13 protein-coding genes, 1 tRNA gene and 2 pseudogenes are annotated in these 19614 nt (G+C 40.3%); 4 read left to right on the forward strand and 12 right to left on the reverse strand.

The features are described from left to right. Positions 1–150: 150 nt before the first annotated feature. The 3 genes from clpX to tig form a co-directional block, all read right to left on the reverse strand. A complete protein-coding gene (gene clpX, locus PGX00_RS12835; protein WP_272137020.1) occupies positions 151–1431 on the reverse strand; it encodes an ATP-dependent protease ATP-binding subunit ClpX in 1281 nt (426 codons plus the stop codon). A gap of 100 nt (positions 1432–1531) precedes the next feature. Next, on the reverse strand, positions 1532–2158 hold the full coding sequence (clpP, locus tag PGX00_RS12840) for an ATP-dependent Clp endopeptidase proteolytic subunit ClpP (RefSeq protein ID WP_272137022.1): 627 nt from the start codon (positions 2156–2158) through the stop codon (positions 1532–1534). A gap of 276 nt (positions 2159–2434) precedes the next feature. After that, complete coding sequence (gene tig / locus PGX00_RS12845; RefSeq protein WP_272137024.1) at positions 2435–3739, reverse strand: trigger factor; 1305 nt, start codon at positions 3737–3739, stop codon at positions 2435–2437. A 514-nt stretch (positions 3740–4253) separates the two neighbouring features. On the opposite strand from tig, the pseudogene PGX00_RS12850 reads away from it, so the two are divergent. Both PGX00_RS12850 and PGX00_RS12855 read left to right on the forward strand, forming a co-directional pair. Beyond that, a pseudogene (locus PGX00_RS12850) lies at positions 4254–6038 on the forward strand (ATP-binding protein). A 30-nt stretch (positions 6039–6068) separates the two neighbouring features. Continuing rightward, complete coding sequence (locus PGX00_RS12855; RefSeq protein ID WP_272137026.1) at positions 6069–7412, forward strand: sigma-54-dependent transcriptional regulator; 1344 nt, start codon at positions 6069–6071, stop codon at positions 7410–7412. Positions 7413–7468: 56 nt separating this feature from the next. On the opposite strand, the gene PGX00_RS12860 is transcribed toward PGX00_RS12855, so the two are convergent. The 5 genes from PGX00_RS12860 to PGX00_RS12880 form a co-directional block, all read right to left on the reverse strand. Next, complete coding sequence (locus PGX00_RS12860; RefSeq protein ID WP_272137028.1) at positions 7469–8830, reverse strand: TRAP transporter large permease; 1362 nt, start codon at positions 8828–8830, stop codon at positions 7469–7471. A 3-nt stretch (positions 8831–8833) separates the two neighbouring features. Next, positions 8834–9457 carry a TRAP transporter small permease gene (locus tag PGX00_RS12865; RefSeq protein ID WP_272137030.1) on the reverse strand — a complete coding sequence of 208 codons (624 nt, stop codon included), beginning with the start codon at positions 9455–9457 and terminating at the stop codon, positions 8834–8836. A gap of 64 nt (positions 9458–9521) precedes the next feature. Further along, positions 9522–10517: a TRAP transporter substrate-binding protein gene (locus tag PGX00_RS12870; RefSeq protein WP_272137032.1), complete on the reverse strand. Its 996-nt coding sequence runs from the start codon at positions 10515–10517 to the stop codon at positions 9522–9524. A gap of 251 nt (positions 10518–10768) precedes the next feature. Further along, positions 10769–11623, reverse strand: coding sequence for a LysR family transcriptional regulator (locus PGX00_RS12875; RefSeq protein ID WP_272138063.1), 855 nt, complete (start codon positions 11621–11623; stop codon positions 10769–10771). 230 nt (positions 11624–11853) lie between these two features. Continuing rightward, positions 11854–13806, reverse strand: a complete 1953-nt coding sequence (locus PGX00_RS12880; RefSeq protein WP_272137035.1) for a methyl-accepting chemotaxis protein — start codon at positions 13804–13806, stop codon at positions 11854–11856. A gap of 451 nt (positions 13807–14257) precedes the next feature. Here PGX00_RS12880 and PGX00_RS12885 point away from each other — a divergent pair. Next, positions 14258–14856, forward strand: a pseudogene (locus PGX00_RS12885) (sugar O-acetyltransferase). A gap of 209 nt (positions 14857–15065) precedes the next feature. Continuing rightward, the gene (locus PGX00_RS12890) at positions 15066–16769 is read left to right on the forward strand and encodes a Na/Pi cotransporter family protein (RefSeq protein WP_272137037.1); all 1704 of its coding nucleotides are present in this window, start codon (positions 15066–15068) and stop codon (positions 16767–16769) included. Positions 16770–16781: 12 nt separating this feature from the next. On the opposite strand, the gene PGX00_RS12895 is transcribed toward PGX00_RS12890, so the two are convergent. The 4 genes from PGX00_RS12895 to PGX00_RS12910 form a co-directional block, all read right to left on the reverse strand. Next, positions 16782–17741: a GGDEF domain-containing protein gene (locus PGX00_RS12895; RefSeq protein WP_322107881.1), complete on the reverse strand. Its 960-nt coding sequence runs from the start codon at positions 17739–17741 to the stop codon at positions 16782–16784. Then, a complete protein-coding gene (locus PGX00_RS12900; protein ID WP_272137039.1) occupies positions 17687–18010 on the reverse strand; it encodes a hypothetical protein in 324 nt (107 codons plus the stop codon). The genes PGX00_RS12895 and PGX00_RS12900 overlap by 55 nt, the downstream gene beginning before the upstream one ends. Before the next feature lie 259 nt (positions 18011–18269). Then, a complete protein-coding gene (locus tag PGX00_RS12905; RefSeq protein ID WP_272137041.1) occupies positions 18270–19268 on the reverse strand; it encodes a bile acid:sodium symporter family protein in 999 nt (332 codons plus the stop codon). Between the two features lie 153 nt (positions 19269–19421). Next, positions 19422–19498, reverse strand: a tRNA-Arg gene (locus tag PGX00_RS12910). Positions 19499–19614: the final 116 nt, after the last annotated feature.

Below are 19614 nucleotides of genomic sequence, written 5' to 3' on the forward strand. Positions count from 1 at the left end.
AAATGATTGGATTCAACAAGGGAATAAAAAAATAGGTATTTTAGAGGATTTGCGCTAGAAAATTAGTGTTTTATATAAAACGCAGATAAAAAAGGGAGATACCAAGTATCCCCCTATTCTAGCTTGAATGCAGTTTAGCAATAATGATTATTACTCTGCACCAGCGGCTTGATTTTCTTTTCCATCATAAATAAGCAAAGGCTCAGATTCACCGTTAATCACCGATTCATCAATCACTACTTTACTCACATCTGTTGAAGAAGGTAGTTCATACATGGTTTCAAGCAATACACCTTCTAAAATAGAACGCAGGCCACGAGCACCAGTTTTACGTTCCATTGCTTTTTTAGCAATTGCCTTAAGTGCATCTTCACGGAACTCAAGTTCAGTATTTTCTATTTCAAATAGTGCAGCGTACTGTTTAGTAAGCGCATTTTTAGGTTCACACAATATTTGAATCAATGCATCTTCATCAAGCTCTGTTAGCGTGGTAGTTACTGGCAAACGACCAATAAACTCAGGAATTAAGCCATATTTGACTAAGTCTTCCGGTTCCACCTGCATAAAGAGCTCACCGATAGTTTTAGTTTCGTCTTTAGAACGAACTTCTGCGCCAAAACCAATACCTGTACCCGTTGCAACTCGCTGTTCGATAACCTTATCAAGCCCAGCAAATGCACCACCACAGATAAACAGAATTTTAGAGGTATCTACCTGCAAAAATTCTTGTTGTGGATGTTTACGTCCACCTTGAGGTGGAACAGAAGCAACAGTACCTTCAACAAGCTTTAGAAGTGCTTGTTGCACGCCTTCACCTGAAACATCACGCGTTATCGATGGGTTTTCAGCTTTACGAGAAATTTTATCGATTTCATCGATATAAACAATTCCTCGTTCTGCTTTAGCAACATCGTAATCACATTTCTGAAGTAGTTTCTGGATGATATTTTCTACATCTTCGCCAACATAACCAGCTTCAGTTAATGTTGTCGCATCAGCCATTGTAAACGGCACATCTAGGAAACGAGCAAGCGTTTCTGCTAGTAGTGTTTTACCGCTACCAGTTGGGCCAATAAGTAAGATGTTACTTTTACCCAGCTCTACACCATCTGCTGTGGTATCGCCATTACGCAAGCGCTTGTAGTGGTTGTAAACCGCTACAGCAAGTACTTTCTTAGCATAATCTTGACCAATTACATAATCGTCAAGGTGTTCACGAATATTACGTGGAGTCGGTAATGCCTCTGACTCTTTCTTCGGAAGAACATCTTTTATCTCTTCACGAATGATATCGTTACATAAGTCGACACATTCATCACAGATGTAAACCGAAGGCCCTGCAATGAGCTTGCGAACTTCGTGCTGGCTCTTACCGCAGAAAGAGCAATACAGTAATTTTCCGCCGCTGCTCTCTTTGCTTTTATCTGTCATTCGCTAACCTCTTAGCCTTTACCTTATAGATTTGAGTGTATATCAAAATTCATCGTTTTTCTTGTAAAACATAAGTCTAATCAGAGTAGATACTTAGGTTTTACTCACCACGATGATTAAGTACAGCATCCACCAAACCATATTCAACAGCCTGATCCGCTGACATAAAATTGTCACGGTCAGTATCTTTTTCAACCACTTCAATAGGTTGACCCGTATGTTCAGCAAGTAACTTATTCAGTTTTTGCTTAATAGTTAGGATTTCTTGAGCGTGAATCTGGATATCCGACGCTTGACCTTGGAATCCACCGAGTGGTTGGTGAATCATCACACGAGAATTAGGTAAACAGTAGCGCTTACCTTGTGCTCCACCAGCTAGTAAAAAAGCACCCATAGAGCATGCTTGCCCCATACATACTGTACTAATATTTGGCTTAATAAACTGCATAGTATCGTAAATTGACATACCCGCAGTTACACTGCCACCCGGTGAATTGATATATAAGAATATATCTTTATCTGGGTTTTCAGACTCAAGGAACAATAACTGAGCCACAACGAGGTTCGCCATATGATCCTCGACTTGACCCGTTAGAAAAATGACTCTTTCTTTGAGTAGGCGAGAATAAATGTCATAAGAACGCTCACCGCGGGAAGTTTGCTCAACAACCATTGGAACAAGTGCATCAATAATTGGAGACATTACATTTTTTTCTTGGTAGCTCATTTGATATCCCTAAAAAATTACCGCTTTATATAAGTATCTAAATCAATACTAGAGAATAAACAAGAATAAGTTAAATTTTCTTAAGTGATTGATTAACAATTATACGCTTTTAGCTAATTTTCATTACATACGAGTAACAACGCAACTTTACTTACTCGTTAAAATACTTATATAGAACAGTAAAAATATGGTCCGAATGAATGCACAGACGGACCATAATCACTTACTTTGAAGCCATCAATTAGTCGATGGAACTTCTACCAAACAGGTCTGCGATTAAGCAGGTTGCTGTTGGTTCATTAGCTCATTGAAGCTAGTTTCTTTATCAGAAACTTGAGCCTTAGAGATGATAGCGTCAATTGCTTGCTCTTCTAAAGCAACATTACGCATGTTGTTCATCATCTCTTCATTTTGCTCGTAGTAAGAAACAACTTCACTTGGATCTTCGTAAGCCGTCGCCATGTCAGCAATAAGTGCTTTCACTTTTTCGTCATCTGCTTTTAGTTCTTCAGCCTTGATTACTTCACCAAGTAAAAGACCAACAACTACGCGACGCTTAGCTTGCTCTTCGAACAATTCACGAGGAAGTTGCTCAGCCGCTTCTGGGTTTCCACCAAAACGCTGTGCAGCTTGTTGGCGAAGAACACCAATTTCTTGATCAACGACTGCAGTTGGAACATCAATGTCGTTCTCTTTAACAAGACCGTCAATTGCTTGTTCTTTGATTTTGTTTTTGATTGCTTGCTTAAGCTCACGTTCCATATTCTTACGAACTTCAGCTTTAAGCGCATCAACACCACCTTCAGAAACACCGAACTTAGCAACGAATTCGTCGTTAATTTCAGGAAGCTCTTGAGTTTCAACTTTGTTTATCTTGATGAAAAACTTAGCTTGCTTACCTTTTAGGTTTTCAGCGTGATAGTCTTCTGGGAAAGCAACATCAATTTCAAATTCAGTGCCTTTAACTTTACCCATAATTCCGTCTTCGAAGCCAGGAATCATACGACCTTGACCCATTTCTAGAGGGAAGTTATCCGCTTTTCCGCCTTCAAATTCTTCGCCATCGATAGAACCAACGAAATCGATAGTTGCACGAGAACCATCTTCCGCAGGTGCGTCGACTTCAGTCCAAGAAGCTTGTTGCTTACGTAGCGTTTCGATCATTTCATCAACGTCAGAGTCGTTAACTTCCACTGCTGGTTTTTCAACAACAATGTTTTCTAGACCTTTAAGCTCTACTTCAGGGTAAACCTCGAAAGTCGCAGCAAAGACCAAATCTTTTCCTGCTTCATTCTCAACAGGAGCAAAAGTAGGTGCGCCCGCTGGGTTGATTTTCTCTTTTACGATCGCTTCGATGAAATGGCGTTGCATAACTTCACCCATAACATCTTGACGTACTGCTTTGCCGTACATTTGCGCAACCATCTTCATAGGCACTTTGCCTTTACGGAAACCGTCGAAACGGCGATTTCTAGCGATGTTACGAAGTTCCGCTGTCACTGCATCTTCGATGTTTGCAGCAGGAACAGTAATATTTAGACGGCGTTCTAGGCCTTCAAGAGTTTCAACAGTAGCTTGCATTATTTATAAACCTCAAAACTAACTCAGATTACTGAGTATTTTAGCCACCAACCCTTTAGGTTAGGACCATATCGTTGTGTTGCACTTCATTGAAGTACAGATTTAAATTGAGCATTGATGCATTACACGTTCGTTAAAATTTACTAACGAAATAAATGCACCGGACTAATTAGCGATATCTTATCTCACACTCTATTTAACAAAATGAAGAGTAAGGTATCTCCGATTAGTCTCAGAACCAAAATTTTAGACGCGACATTCTAGCGATATGAAGATTAGCTGTCGAGTGAAGTTCTGAATTCTCACTAGAAGTTGGCGAAAAGTCAGCGTATTTAAGACTAATTTAACCACTTTGCATCAGAAATGGGGACAATAACTGTTTTTTCAATGGAGAGAGATGATTTTTTTACTAAAATGGCTAAAAAGAGATCTTTGTCTTATTTTAAACTCTTAAATTGGTAACTTTTCTAGCACGCTCTAACCTAGAACTAATTGTTCATTTGGTAAACTTTTGATGGCTAAATTAAGACGTATATCCACAATAATTATTATTCTTTATTTACTTACCATACTTGTTGGAGGCAGAGCCTACTGGTATACGGCCTATGAAGACCAAAATGAAGAAAATCTAATCCAATTGAACCGTTTTACTAACCAATTATCAAGCCAGCTCGATAAGTATGCTTACATACCCCAGTTGTTATCGAAAGACAGTGAGTTAATCGATGCATTAACTAGCCCACAAAATGGGGCACAGATAGATATCACAAATCGATATCTGCAAAATGTCACGGACATCATTGGTGCATCAGATACCTACTTACTCGATAAGCATGGCACCACTATCGCTTCTAATAACTGGCATACGGACACCTCTTTTGTTGGCAGAAACTTTGCGTTTCGCCCTTATTTTCAACAAGCAATTAACGGTCAGCGCGGTCAGTATTTTGCCCTTGGTTCAACATCGGATAAACGTGGGTTTTATTACTCTTATCCTGTTATTTTTGCAGCGGAGCGACTCGGTGTTGTTGTGGTAAAAACAGACCTAAACGATATTGAAAAAAACTGGTCTAGCGATAATAGCTATTTTATTGCCACTGATACAAACGGTGTCATCTTTATGTCCAGCAATGAAAATTGGCTTTATCGCAGTTTGTTTCCTATCTCTGCAGACATTAAAGCAACGTTAACAGATAGCCGTCGTTATCTAGATAAAAAAATTGAGAGTCTCGGTTTTTCAAAAGATCATGCAGCCCCTATAGGCAAGATTAGCAAACAGAAATCAGTATTTTTTAGCGGTCAGTTTCTCAGTGCTAAACAGCGCTTAGATACCCAAAAGTTAGAAATTAGAGTTTTAGCGCCAACGGTACTTATATTTTGGCAATTATTCGGATTCATTATTATTACCACCCTCGTTTACGCGTTAGTTTTTGTCATCTGGCTTCTTATTCGAAATAGGCAACTAAAACAGCGACAAATTGCTCAAATAGAGATGGAAGCAAAGCAAAAATTAGAGTTTCAGGTAATGGAACGTACCGCGGAACTTCAAATGGAAATAGACGAGCGAGAAAAAACAGAAGTCATGCTCAGACAAACACAAGAGGAACTGATTCAGGCCGCTAAATTAGCCGTACTAGGTCAGATGTCGGCGAGTATCAGCCATGAACTAAACAATCCACTAGCCGCGATCAGAAGCTTTGCTGAAAATGGCAAACGGTTCTTAGATAAAGGGCAACCTGATAGAACCACAGATAACCTAACGAGGATTTCGGCTCTTACCGACAGAATGGCCAATATCAGTCAACAGCTAAAATCTTTTGCACGCAAAACATCGAGTGACGAAGTCGTTAACGCACAAGTTTACCCTATTATTGTTTCATCAGCAGAGCTGCTAAAACCCCAATATAGGGCTAACCAAATTCAACTGTCTATACATATAGACAATGAAGGAGTAATAGGCAGAGTAAATTTAATCCAGTTAGAACAAGTACTCATTAATTTAATGACTAACGCCATGGATGAGTTATCTGCCTCCGAAGAAAAAAGTAAACATAACCGTTAGCGAAGCGGATGAACAGATACTTATCCATATTGACGATTCAGGAAAAGGGCTCCCAGCAGAGGGGCATAAACATCTTTTTGAACCTTTTTATACAACAAAAAAAATGGTCTCGGCTTAGGTTTATCTATTTCTCTACAAATTATGCAAACAATGGGTGGAAACCTCAGTACAGGCGTCACTGACTTAGGAGGAGCCAGATTTACCATTTCTCTTAAGAAAGCCTATGTTGAGAAATAAACAAAACTAGCTGTATTTAAGGAATTAACCATGTACGACGTGTTTTTTATAGATGATGAGCCCGATATGAGGCTCGCTCATGAGCAAAGCTTTGAGCTTGAGGATATCTCTGCACAGTTTTTCCCCGATGCAGAATCCGCCTTAATTGCGGCAAAGAATGATGGTTTACCCTATGTCGTTGTAACGGATATCTGTTTACCGGGTATATCTGGTCAGGCACTGTTGAATAGTTTTAAAAACCAAGATACTGACCTTCCAGTAATTCTCATTACTGGGCATGGGGATATTTCTATGGCGGTTCAATCTATGCACGATGGCGCTTACGATTTTATCGAAAAACCTTTTTCTAACGAACGATTAATCGATACGGTAAAAAGAGCCATAGATAAGCGCCAACTCACTGAAGAAAACAAACAACTTAAACAAGCCTTGAAAGCGAATAAAACATTAGGGCCTCGGGTGATTGGGGAAACGGATAGCATTCAAAACCTTAGGGATACGATTACTCATGTCGCTGACACCAATGCAGACATACTGCTATTTGGAGAAACCGGTACAGGTAAAGAATTAGTTGCACGCTCATTACATGAACAGAGTAGCCGTCGGGAAAATAATTTTGTCGCCGTAAACTGTGGGGCTGTACCTGAAAACTTAATCGAGAGTGAATTGTATGGGCACGAAAAAGGGTCATTTACCGGTGCAGAAACAAAACGAATCGGTAAGTTTGAATTTGCTCAGGGTGGGACGCTATTTCTAGATGAGATCGAGTCTATGCCAATGCAAGCGCAAATCAGGCTTCTGAGAGTACTTCAAGAACGGAATATAGAGCGTGTCGGTTCAAACCTAGAGATTCCTTTGGATATTCGAGTTATCGCCGCCACGAAAGTCGACCTAAAGCAAGCAGCTTTGGAAGGCACATTCAGGCAAGATCTATACTATCGCCTTAATGTAGTGACTCTTGACTTACCTCCCCTTAGAGAAAGAAAAGAAGATATACCGGCTCTATTCCATCACTTCTTACTTGTTGCCGCTGCTCGCTACAAAAAGGCAGCGACCTCTCTTGCTCAAACGGAGCTACAAGTGCTGATATCTCATAGCTGGCCTGGTAATGTTCGAGAGCTTAGAAACGCTGCGGAGCGATTTGTTCTACTTGGCAAACTAGTTCAACTTGATGGTGATTCAGATAATACGTCTACGGCTTCTAGTTTGGCAGAGCAAGTCGCTGAATTTGAACGTTCAGCGATAGAGCAAGCGCTGATAGAATGCGGCGGTAGTATCAAAGATACAATGGCAATCTTAAACCTCGCTCGCAAGACTCTATATGACAAAATGCAGCGTTATGATTTAGATAAAGAAAATTATAAACTGGGCTAAAAAAAGCAGCGTATTTTATTACGCTGCTTTTTAGTATTGCTACTCTTTGGTTTCGTCTATTTTGTAATAATCTCTGGCCCCATCAACGTTGTTGGCAACCATGTTGAAACCCAAGGTACATAGGTTACGATAATTAAGAACAAGAACATAACGGCTACCCACGGAAGCGCAGCCTTTACTACATTCAACATCGACATCTTGGCTACCCCTGCAGTGACGAAGAGGTTAAGCCCAACAGGCGGTGTTATCATCCCTATTTCCATGTTCACCACCATCATGATGCCTAGGTGTATAGGATCAATACCCAGTGCGATAGCAATAGGGAAAACTAAAGGCGCGACAATGATTAAGAGGCCTGACGGTTCCATAAACTGACCACCAATTAATAGCAGTATATTTACAACAATCAAGAAGGTGATAGGCCCTAAACCAGCGGATAACATTGACTCCGTAATCATTTGAGGAATACGTTCTTCAGTCAGCACATGCTTTAATATCAGCGCATTCGCGATAATAAACAGCAACATGATGGTTAATTTACCAGCATCATACAGCGTCGCATTCGTGTCTTTATGAACAAAGGCTTGGAACACTTTAACAATCCACGGTTTTGTATTCTCTTTGTCCGCAAATGGTCCCATGTCCTTGTAGACAAAATTTGCTATCAAGAAAGCATAAACTGCCGCAACGGCTGCCGCTTCTGTCGGTGTAAAGATACCACCGTAGATACCACCAAGAATGATAACAACAAGCAGTAATCCCCAACTTGCATCTTTAGCCGCTTTAAATGCCTCTGACCAACCAACAAATGGTTGCTTAGGTAGATTTTTAACCCGTGCGGTAATGTATATCGCAACGATTAACATGAAACCTGCAAGTAGACCTGGAATAACCCCACCCAAGAACATTCGTCCAACGGAGACATCGGTGGCCGCTGCATACACAACCATAACGATTGAAGGCGGGATAAGAATACCTAAGGTACCAGCATTACAGATAACCCCCGCAGCGAACTCCTTGGTATAGCCATTTTTAACCATACCAGCGATAACAATACTGCCTATCGCCACAACCGTAGCCGGAGACGAACCAGAAAGAGCAGCGAACATCATACATGCTACAACAGACGCCATTGCTAGCCCACCACGGAACCAACCGACCATCGCGATAGCAAAACGAATAATTCGACGAGCAACTCCACCAGTAGACATAAAGCTAGAAGCGAGGATAAAAAACGGGATAGCTAAAAGTGTGTAATGTCCTGCAAAAGCGTTAAACAACGTCTGAGCCACAGAAGCCAATGAGGCGTCTGAGTGGATCAAAAGGAAAAACATACTCGCTAAACCCAACGAGATTGCTATTGGCACGCCAACGAGCATAAAGGCGATAACCATTATAAAGAGGAATAGAATTGCCATAGTTTAGTCCTCCTTCACTGCGGCTTTAAGGGCATCAAGATTTTCTTCTGCCTCGTGGCTGGCAATCAGTCTATCCAGATCACCTGTAGCTATTTTGTATGCCGCTTGAGCAAATCGTGCTGTTAACGTAGCCATACTAATAGGAAGTGCAGCATAAGGAATAAAACGAGGTAATTTTTCATAGCGCTCGCCTTCATTGAAAATATCGGCTAAAAACTGAAGCATTTCAGGCATTGGTATATCGTCTGTTTCATACCACGCTCGTTCCGAAATAAATGGATACCAATAGTTCCATGAGCCAATGAGTAGCAATACTGAAAAGGTTAGGCATAGAGAGACAGCAATCAGGGCATACACCTTCTGCAATCCTTTTGGTGCCATATTGATGACTACATCTACACCGATATGGAAATGCCTTTTAACGCCATAAGATGCGCCAACCAATACCATCCATGCAAACATAAATACTGTTAATTCTAGAGCCCATAATATGTTGTCATTCAGAACATAACGAAATACAACATTGGTAAAAGTTAGCAAGGTCATCAACCCTAGAAAACCTGATATTAAGGTTTCTTCTAAAAGATCTGTCGCCTTTTCTACTTTGGAAAAAAACGTCCGTACCATTTGGTTTCTCCGCTGTGATTATTGTTATTAAAGGTATGGGTGACATTCACCCATACCTTGCGGATTACTTGTTAGATGCCAATGCAGCTTCGATTAACTCTGCACCAATATCTTTCTCATACTTGTTCCAAACTGGCTTAAGCGCCTCAACCCAAGCCTGACGTTGCTCAGACGATAGATTACGCACAACACCACCGGCTTCGATGATATTCTGTTTGTTGGTTTCGTTAACCTTGCTTGATTCAGCGTTACGCGCAGCGGTAACTTCCATCACGATCTGACTGAGTTGATCACGAACATCTGCCGGTAATCCATCCCAAAACTTATTTGAAGTGACGACTAGGTAATCCAAGATGCCGTGATTGGTTTCAGTCACACCATCTTGAACTTCGAAGAATTTTTTCCCATAGATATTGGACCAAGTGTTCTCTTGACCATCGATAACTTTCGTCTGCAAACCGCCATAAACTTCTTTAAATGACATTTTTTGTGGGTTGGCTCCTAATTGTTCAAACTGAGTAACCAATACATCAGACGCCTGTACGCGGAATTTCAAACCGGAGGCATCTTCAGGAAGCAAAAGTGGTTTATTTGCAGACATCTGCTTCATACCATTATGCCAAAACGCTAACCCTTTTAAGCCGCGTCGTTTCATCGCATTTTTTAGCTTTTCACCAGACTCAGAGTTTTGGAAACGGTCTACAGCATCTACATCTTCAAATAGGAAAGGAAGGTCAAAAATACGATATTTCTTCGTGATTTTTTCAAATTTTGATAAAGATGGAGCCCCCATTTGAACATCACCGTTAAGCAAAGCTTCTAAAACTTTGTCATCATCGTATAAAGTAGAGTTAGGGAACACTTGCATACATGCCTTGCCATTCATCTCTTCGTTTACACGAGTTTCTAACAAAGATGCAGCAATACCTTTAGGGTGTTTGTCTGTATTCGTTACGTGACTAAACTTGATGACAATTTCACCAGGGTCACAATTAGCGGCGGCATTAAAACTCGTTAGTGCAAGTGCAGACACAGATAGTAGGGTAAGTGGCTTGATCATTTTTATTCTCCATATGATTTTAACAGTCCCATCTTTGGGTTCTGTATGAACTACATAGAGCAATTAGCAAGCCAACAATTAACAAATCGTTTACATCCCTTACTATTCGGACGATTGCGGCATTTTATCTGTCTCGCATGATGCAAGCGGTACTAAAAAGAAGATAGCAATGGGTGGAAAATGACACACAAAAAGAACATAAATGTGTCATTTTTTACATACTAATAACAAAAGAGATGCCATGTCTTCCTTTAACTAATAAAGGCTTCTCTTTTGATGTTTATCAGTCTCTCTATAAACCACTTAAGCGCTTTGCCTGAGTTTTCTTTGCGCCACGCTATTCCTACATTATTGGTTCTATTTGTCGCAGGCGACGTTTCTATGATCACAAGAGCACCAGAATCCAATTCTTGGTTTATCCTAAACAGAGGCAAATAGCCCACACCTAAACCTAACACATGAGACATGATTTTTTTATCTACTGTCGGCACGGTCAACCTACGTTGGCCTTCAAAAATGCCCGATGACTTTGCAGGTAAATTCCTAGAGCTATCCGACACTACAACCGAGGGGTACTTCTTTACTTCTTCAATAGTGATAGGTCGCGGTAACTTAGTTAGAGGGTGGTCATAGGCGACTGCAAATACAAAATTGATTTTTCCAATATCTAAATATTGGTATTTTATCGAATCAATATCTTCTGCTGTCCCAATTGCCAAATCAACTCGTCCCGAATTTAAAGCATCAAATGTGCCTCCAAACACTTCTTCAACCAATCTAATCTCCACATGAGGATATTGTTTTTGAAACTCACCTATAAGTGAATAAATCGGGCTACAATTCATGATGTTATCGATGCAAATTCTTAGTTCCGGTTCCCAACCACTTTCGGCTTGAATAACCAACGTAGAGAGATTTTCTGTCGCATTTAATATTGTGCGGCCATGCTTAAGTAACAGTTGTCCAGTGGGTGTAAATTCAGCCTTTCTTTTACTCCTATCAAAAATAACAACGCCGAGATCCTCCTCTAGTTTTTTTACCGTATATGACACAGCTGATGGCACACGGAAAAGTTCTTCGGCTGCCGCTGCAAAACTTTTTTCTATCTATCGCATCTAAAATACGTAAAGCATCTAAGGTAATTGGATTTGTCATCGTTGATTTTTACCATGTTATAGAACTTGCTAAAAAGTGCATTTATACGGTTATACTTCAGCTACATTAGCACCAAATCACTAAAAAGAAACCGCCAATCAACTTAAAATTGATTGGCGGTTGAATAGCTATTAATGCTTGGGTCAAACAACATTTAAAGCTTGTTTGTTACTGTTTAAACCTATTTGGCTTCGCGTTCCAATTGATCAAGAAGATGAACTACCTTCCCTGACAACGGTTCTACTTCTTTATACAGCTCTTCAGCTTTAGCATGATCACCTTTTTCAGACGTATCTAGTATTAACTTTATCACTTCATGTAACCTAGCGTGTGGTGCATCGATACTGTTGAAGGTTTGAGAACTGGAGAATTGCTGCTTACCCGTGCTGAAATACCACTTACCAAAATCACATTCATGGTGGGAACACGCTTGAGATCGAGTAATCGCGCTTTTATCGCCGTTTAAATAGGAGCGTACTCTGGTTTTCCAAGCTAAATGTGCTTGCTTTGCCTTGGAGAAATCGACCCTCGTATTATCCCCTAAATCAAAATCACTCATTAGATCTTGCAGATGAAGGGCACTTTCATTCAACTCTGTTGCCTTATCTTGGAGCTTTTTCGCCTCTTCCTCTGTGGTTATCGCTTCTAAGCTAATCGTCTCGATATTGCTGCTCATTTCAACTGCGACCAAACTCTGCTCTTCTGCTGCTGTCGCAATTTGAGTACTCATATCATTAATCAGCTCCATACCCTCTGCTACTTGACCAAACACGTCGCGGGATGTGGCCACTTTTTCCAAGGCATTTTGCGCCTCTTGATTATTCCTTTCTATGGTCTCAGCAGAGTTTTTAATACCAGTGGACAAATTATCTAGCATAGTTCGAATTTCTTGGGTTGCATCTTGAGTTCTAGAGGCTAAATTTCTCACCTCGTCTGCTACAACGGCGAAACCTCGACCATGCTCTCCTGCCCTAGCGGCTTCAATGGCTGCGTTCAGTGCCAATAAATTAGTTTGATCCGCTATCTCACTAATTACATTAGTAATTTTACTTATCTGCTCACTATCAGTTGAGAGTGTATTGATCTGTGTTGTGGTGCTGGTTAGTTCAAGAGAAAATGCTTCCATCGAGTTCAAAGCATCCATTACAATTTCATCACCTTCTATTACGGTTTGCTTTGCCGCATTTGTTGTGTCAGAAGAGTTCTGTGCATTCTTTGAAACCTCTTCTACAGTTGAGCTCATTTCACTCATCGCGGTTGCAACTTGAGTAGTATGATTCGATTGATTGCCCATGGTTTTCGTCATCGAATAACTGGTACCAGAAAGTTGATCTGCGGACACGATCAAATCTCTCGCGGCACTAGATACCTGACCTAAAATAGTTTTGCTTCTTGCTTGCAAAAGCTTTACCGCCATCATGGCAAACCCAACTTCGTTCATCGATTTTAATTCGATTTTCTGATTATAATCACCACTCGCCATCTCGCGTAATCGAATACGAATCTCATCCAATGGTTGAATCAAGCCAACAATGGAACGCCACCAATTAAACAGGGTTAACAACATTGAAACGCCAAGTAGCACTATTAGTGCAGGGTGCGCATCTTGATAAGCCATAAAGGTAGCAAAAGCCAATATAAATAAGTTGATAATAGCAGTCGCATTGAAAAGGCTTTTAAACGTCAAGCGATCCATAAACTTGCCTTTTGGCAATTTCAAAGAATCATTATTTTTTAGTTTTTTGTATAACTGTTCTGCTTTAGATACCTGTTCGCGGGTAGGTTCCGAACGTACAGATTGATATCCGATTACTTTTCCTTTCTTGATTACGGGAGTAACAAATGCGTCTACCCAATAGTGGTCGCCATTTTTGCAACGATTCTTAACTATTCCGCGCCAGCCCGTACCAGAACGAACGGTTTTCCATAGGTCTTCAAATGCGGCTTTTGGCATGTCAGGATGACGTACAATGTTATGATCTTGCCCGATCAACTCTTCTAGGGTAAAGCCACTAATTTCCAGAAAAGCCGTATTCACATAGCGTATTTTTCCATCTAAATCAGTAACTGATACAAGATCTTGCGTAGAAGTAAACCTTTGTTCTTTCTGTGTAACTGGTTGATTATTTCTCATATCGTCATCCGTCTTTTAATTCTTAATTTTTAGTTCTTATTTTAATTGAACAAATTGATCATCTTGGGCACTAGAACATATTGACTCTTCCTCAACCCCAATACTATCGGCAAATATTAATAGAAGTTTAATGGTTTTTTTGTCTATTCATTTCCAGCACCAATGGATCACATCTATACTCGTCACTGATTTATGAAACCAATACTTTAAAAGTAAAATATTATTGACAGTTCCGTTATTAACAACGAGTAACTTTGTGATGCGAATCACTTATAATTGTTTTATTTTCAATGTGTTGAATTGAGCCTATTACCCTTCCTGTGTTAAAAATGAAAGGTACGTTTATACTAATTGAGGGAGCGTGTTGATCGACTAAGAAGGTCAATACATATATCTACTCTAACGGTATTTTCAATCATATTAATCATATTAATCAACTTAGAGACCGCTGATGGACATTAAAGAAAAAATGCATAGCCAAAAAATCTATTTTTTCGAAGACTCTATTCAAGAAGAGCAAACCAAATGTTTAGAAACTTTGTATGACTTCAACCAGAGTCGACCATCAGAGTCAGAAAAACGACAGGCATTACTTTTAGAGCTCTTTGCTGAAGTAGGTGATAACTGCTACATAGAACCACCTCTTCACGCTAATTGGGCAAAACATACCCACCTAGGCAATAATGTTTACGCAAATTTCAATCTCACTCTCGTTGATGATACGCACATATATATTGGCGACTATGTAATGATTGCACCTAACGTAACTCTTTCAACCGCAGGTCATCCAATTGAGCCAGAGAGAAGAAAAAGGTAGCTCAATTCAATATTCCTATCCATATAGAAGAAAACGTCTGGATTGGAGCAAACTCGGTTGTTTTGCCAGGAGTAACCATTGGAAAAAATAGTGTTATTGGTGCTGGTAGCGTGGTGACCAAAAACATTCCCGCTAATGTGGTCGCAGTTGGCAATCCTTGCAAAGTAATGCGTAAAATATCAGAAAGAGATAAAGAGTTTTATTACAAACAGATGAGATTTGATAACCAATAATCACTATAAGGCATAAACATTAGTCTATTCTTACTATTAGAATCTAAAAACAATAATTATTGCTTATGCCTAAATTTGTCTATTCAACATTAAATATACACGGTTTCCGAACTAGTCTCTTCTTGCTCTTGGTACTCCTTCCCTTCGCGTCGCTAGCATCTAGCAGCGATCTAGTCTCTGCCAACAATGGAATGGTTGAATTTCTACCTATGACAGTCGGCTTATTGGGAGGGCTGGCGATTTTTCTGTATGGCATGGAAAAAATGTCAAATTCACTAAAGCGTGCTGCTGGCGATCGCATGAAGTCTTTACTAGCAAAATTTACATCTAACCGGATTACAGGGGTCTTAACTGGAACCGGCATTACCGCAATTATACAATCTTCGTCTGTCACCACTGTTTTACTTGTGGGATTTATCTCTGCAGGATTAATGTCACTTCCTCAAGCTGTCGGCGTGATAATGGGGGCGAATATAGGTACTACTGTCACTGCGCAAATCGTTGCTTTTAAGGTAACTAAAGCCGCCTTAGCGATGGTTGCTATCGGTTTTCTTGTTCAATTTACGGCAAAGCTTGAACATTTTAAGCATTATGGAAATATCCTATTCGGGCTGGGATTAATCTTTTTAGGGATGAACCTAATGAGTGAGGCTATGTCGCCTCTACGCAGCTATCAGCCGTTTATCGACAGCATGACGCAAATGGACAGCCTTCCCCTTGCTATTCTTTTATCGGCCGTATTTACCGCCCTTGTTCAATCCTCGTCAGCGACAACAGGGATTGTCATCGTCTTGGCTGGACAAGGCTTTATTTCTCTAGAAACAGGGATTGCCTTAGCCATGGGGGCAAATTTAGGTACCTGTATAACGGCCTTGTTAGCCGCAATCGGGAAAACCGAAGAAGCGATGCAAGCCGCTGCTATTCATATTTTATTTAACTTTTTAGGCGTTTTGATCTGGCTGCCTTTTATCGGGGCTTTAAGTCACATTGCAATTGGCATATCCCCCAATCATGACAACTTAATCGGGATACAAAAACTGTCAGCGGAGCTCCCCAGACAAATCGCCAATGCAAATACCGTATTTAATGTGCTGAATACGCTTATCATGGTGCCATTCGCTGGCTATTTTGTCTCGTTTGTACGCAAGATAATTCCAGCGCACTCCAAGACACCCGTGAACAAAAACAAAGCGTATCGGACAATAAAACCTAAATATCTAAGCCAAGAACTACTCAATACACCAGATATGGCATTAGATAATGCCCAGTTAGAGCTAGGGCGTGTAGGACGGCGCGTGTGTAACATGATGAATATGCTTCCTCCATTGGGGCTTCATCAAACAAGTATCAAAGACAGGCAGGAAACGAAACAAAAATTGAACAACATTGAGGACATAGAAGAAGAGGTCGATCGATTGCACGCCGAAATACTCTCTTATCTCGGTCGATTGAGAACGGAACCATTATCCGAAGAGCAAAGTAGCAGGCAAATAAAGCTGATTAGCATGACAGATCAACTTGAGAGTATTGCTGATCTCATCGTCGATTCCTTGGTGCCCTTAGCATACAAAACATTAAATGAAGACGTAACAATAAGCCCTGCCATGCGAAAAACATTAGGAACCGTTCAGGAAAGGGTCAATCAAGCGATGCTAAATTGTGTCAATGCGGTTCGTCGTGGTGATGATGGATTGGCTGAAAAAGTACTAAATGCGAAAAGAGAACTAAACTCACTTTTAGATGCTGTCCTCACTCATCAGGCAGAACGCTTAGTCGACCAAAACCCTAAACGCCTGATTGTGTTTCGCTATGAAATGGAGTGGGTAGAATCTCTTAAACGCATCTATAACCACAGTAAAAGAATCTCTAAATTGCAGCTTAGAAACCGGTCTATTCAACCGAAGAAGTCTTGAAACCCTACTAGGTTAGGTGACTTTATTTTTGCCAGATTTTTTAGATATATACATTTTCTCATCAGCTATACGAATGAGATCCTTTGGCATAGTGCTGGAGAAGTTATCTGTAAAACTGACTCCAATACTCAGTGTATTCTTTATATCGCCAAATTGACTACTAAGTGTTGATTTTTCACAGGCGAGGCGAATTTTTTCAGCCAATTCATAACTAAACTTTTCCGTTGATTCAGTAAGAAAAATAATAAATTCCTCTCCACCCCAACGCCCAACAACGCCATGGTCATCGACTTGTTTATGTATAATTGACGAAAGATTTTTTAATACGGAATCGCCCACCTGGTGGCCATAGTTATCATTAACATTCTTAAAATTATCGATATCAAATAAAATACACCCCATAGATTTAACATCATGACAATGTTCTTTGATCCATTTATAAAGTGCATCACGGTTGAGTAAATTTGTCAGGGAATCATGATCGGCACGATAGGCAAGTTCTTTTTGCGCAACCACTTTATCCGTCACATCAACAACGACAACTTCAAGTGCAGGTTCACCTTCCCAATTAATGGCGTGATCGTAAATATTAAAGAATCTCTTTTCACCATCTAGGCGAATATTCTCAATAATATGGCTTTCCCCAATAGCTTCACCACGCAACACCTTCTCGCAGCGATCTAACGCATCTACATGATATTCTTTCGGGATAACGTCCAATACACTGCCACTGTCTAGAAAATCATCAATGGACTCAACACCCATCATTTCTGCCCAAACCGGGTTAACGAGTAAGGGTTTGAAGAAACGATGAATAATCACGCCTTGAACAGAGTTTCGAACGAGACTTTCGTATTTTGGTCTATTGATCAGTTGATGAGGGCTTACTTTACTTGAGATATCGAATAATAAGACTTCTAGAGCCGGCTTTTTGTGCCATGTTGTCTTTTGAATAAGGGCAAAAAGAGCAATCGTTTTACCAAATCGATTGGTAGCGAAAAAATCTCACCATTAGGATCCAAAGTATCTGACTCAAAAGAATCTGACAAACTTATTGCGAGGATTTTTTGTTGAAAGTCATTATCAACTAAATGCAGTGGCGAAGAGATGAAATTGCTAAGATCGACCAGCGATGTAAAACCAAATAGTGAGGCAAACTCCTCATCTATATCAACAACTTTGTTACGAAAAACAATAACAGACCCACAAGCTAGGCCACTACCAATATCTGGAGCATTCATATAAAAGCACTTAATTTGGTTTTATCAGTCTCAATAAAGTGAGATCTTTGTTCCATTAGAGCACTAGCGTTGAGAGGATTCTAGCCCTATGTATTTCAGATTTGCTTTTTATCACACAATCAACATATAGACTCATAAAAACCATACAAAATGTTTACTGATCACTCCTTGCTGCAACAAAATAACCGTTGTCTTCACTGATTGCTTTGGAGATTGATAGACGCTGAAACTTCAGCGTCGTCTTATTTAATTAATGGGCTTAATTAGTCACCGTTTTCAATGATTCACTCTGACGTGCATAGCGATTTGCCAATATCGCACAGTAGAAAATCTGAATCGGGTGATAAAGCATAATTGGTAACAGAATCATCCCTAACGATGGATCTGCACCAAAAATAACTTTGGCCATTGGTATTCCTGCCGCTAGTGTTTTCTTTGTGCCGCAGAACACAGCTGCCACTTCATCCGCTAACGCGAACTTTGTTCGGCGTGCCCCCCATTGAATTAGGTGCACCATAAACAGAAGAATCACCGTACAGATGATGATGGATGTCGCTAATAAACGGATAGAAAATTCGCTCCAAATGCCGTTTACAACAGAGTCACAGAAAGCATTATAAACTATTAACAAAATCACATATTTATCGACTTTGTTGACCACGGATTTATGCCTGTCAACCGTTGCAACAAGGTATGGTCTCAGAATTTGGCCAACGACCATCGGAATCAAAAGAAGCTTAGCAATCGAAATAATCGAATCCATCAGATTTAGTTGAACCCCTTCAAACCCCATAAACAGTTGAATGAGCAGCGGGGTAACAAAAACACCAATGACACTCGAAAGAGACGCATTAAAAATAGCACCTGACACGTTACCTTTCCCGACACTGGTCATCGTTACTGAAGATGAAATGGTACTTGGTAGAACAAGCAGGTAACAAAAACCAAAGGCCAGTGCTGCTGGCATGTAAGCTAGGAATGTTTCGCCAAAGATGACCCACAAGATAGGATAAACAACGAACGTCGCCATCTGGATAAAAACGTGCAGACGCCAGTTAGTAATACCCGCTTTAATCGCTTGTGGTGATAACCCTAGACCATGTAAGAAAAACACGATAGCAACACCAATGCCAGTTAGTTGATCCAAATGGATTACACCGCCCGAACGTCCAAATTCGGAAGTAACTGTTGCCATTGCAATTGCCACAATCATCCCAACAAGAAACCACTCTTTCTTTATTTTCACTAAAACATTCATGCTGTGATATTTGACCTCAACTTGCAATTACTGACGTGGTATATATTAGGGCACAAACATGCTGTCGGCGTTTATACTAGCACGGCTATAGCCAAAAACGACAAAACCAAAAAAGCCGTAGCGGTATTAACCTGCTACGGCTTTTTCAAAATATGGCGCTCCGTGCAGGATTCGAACCTGCGGCCACCCGCTTAGAAGGCGGGTGCTCTATCCAGCTGAGCTAACGGAGCGTTGAGGTTGTGAATTATACGAAAGAACTTGCTCAGGTCAATGCCTTTATCCAACATTATGTTTCAAGTGAGCAAAAAAACTCAATACGTTGAAATATCAACTAGGCAATCGTTTG

It is taken from the genome of Vibrio algarum (assembly GCF_028204155.1).
GTDB classification, from domain to species: Bacteria; Pseudomonadota; Gammaproteobacteria; order Enterobacterales; family Vibrionaceae; genus Vibrio; species Vibrio algarum.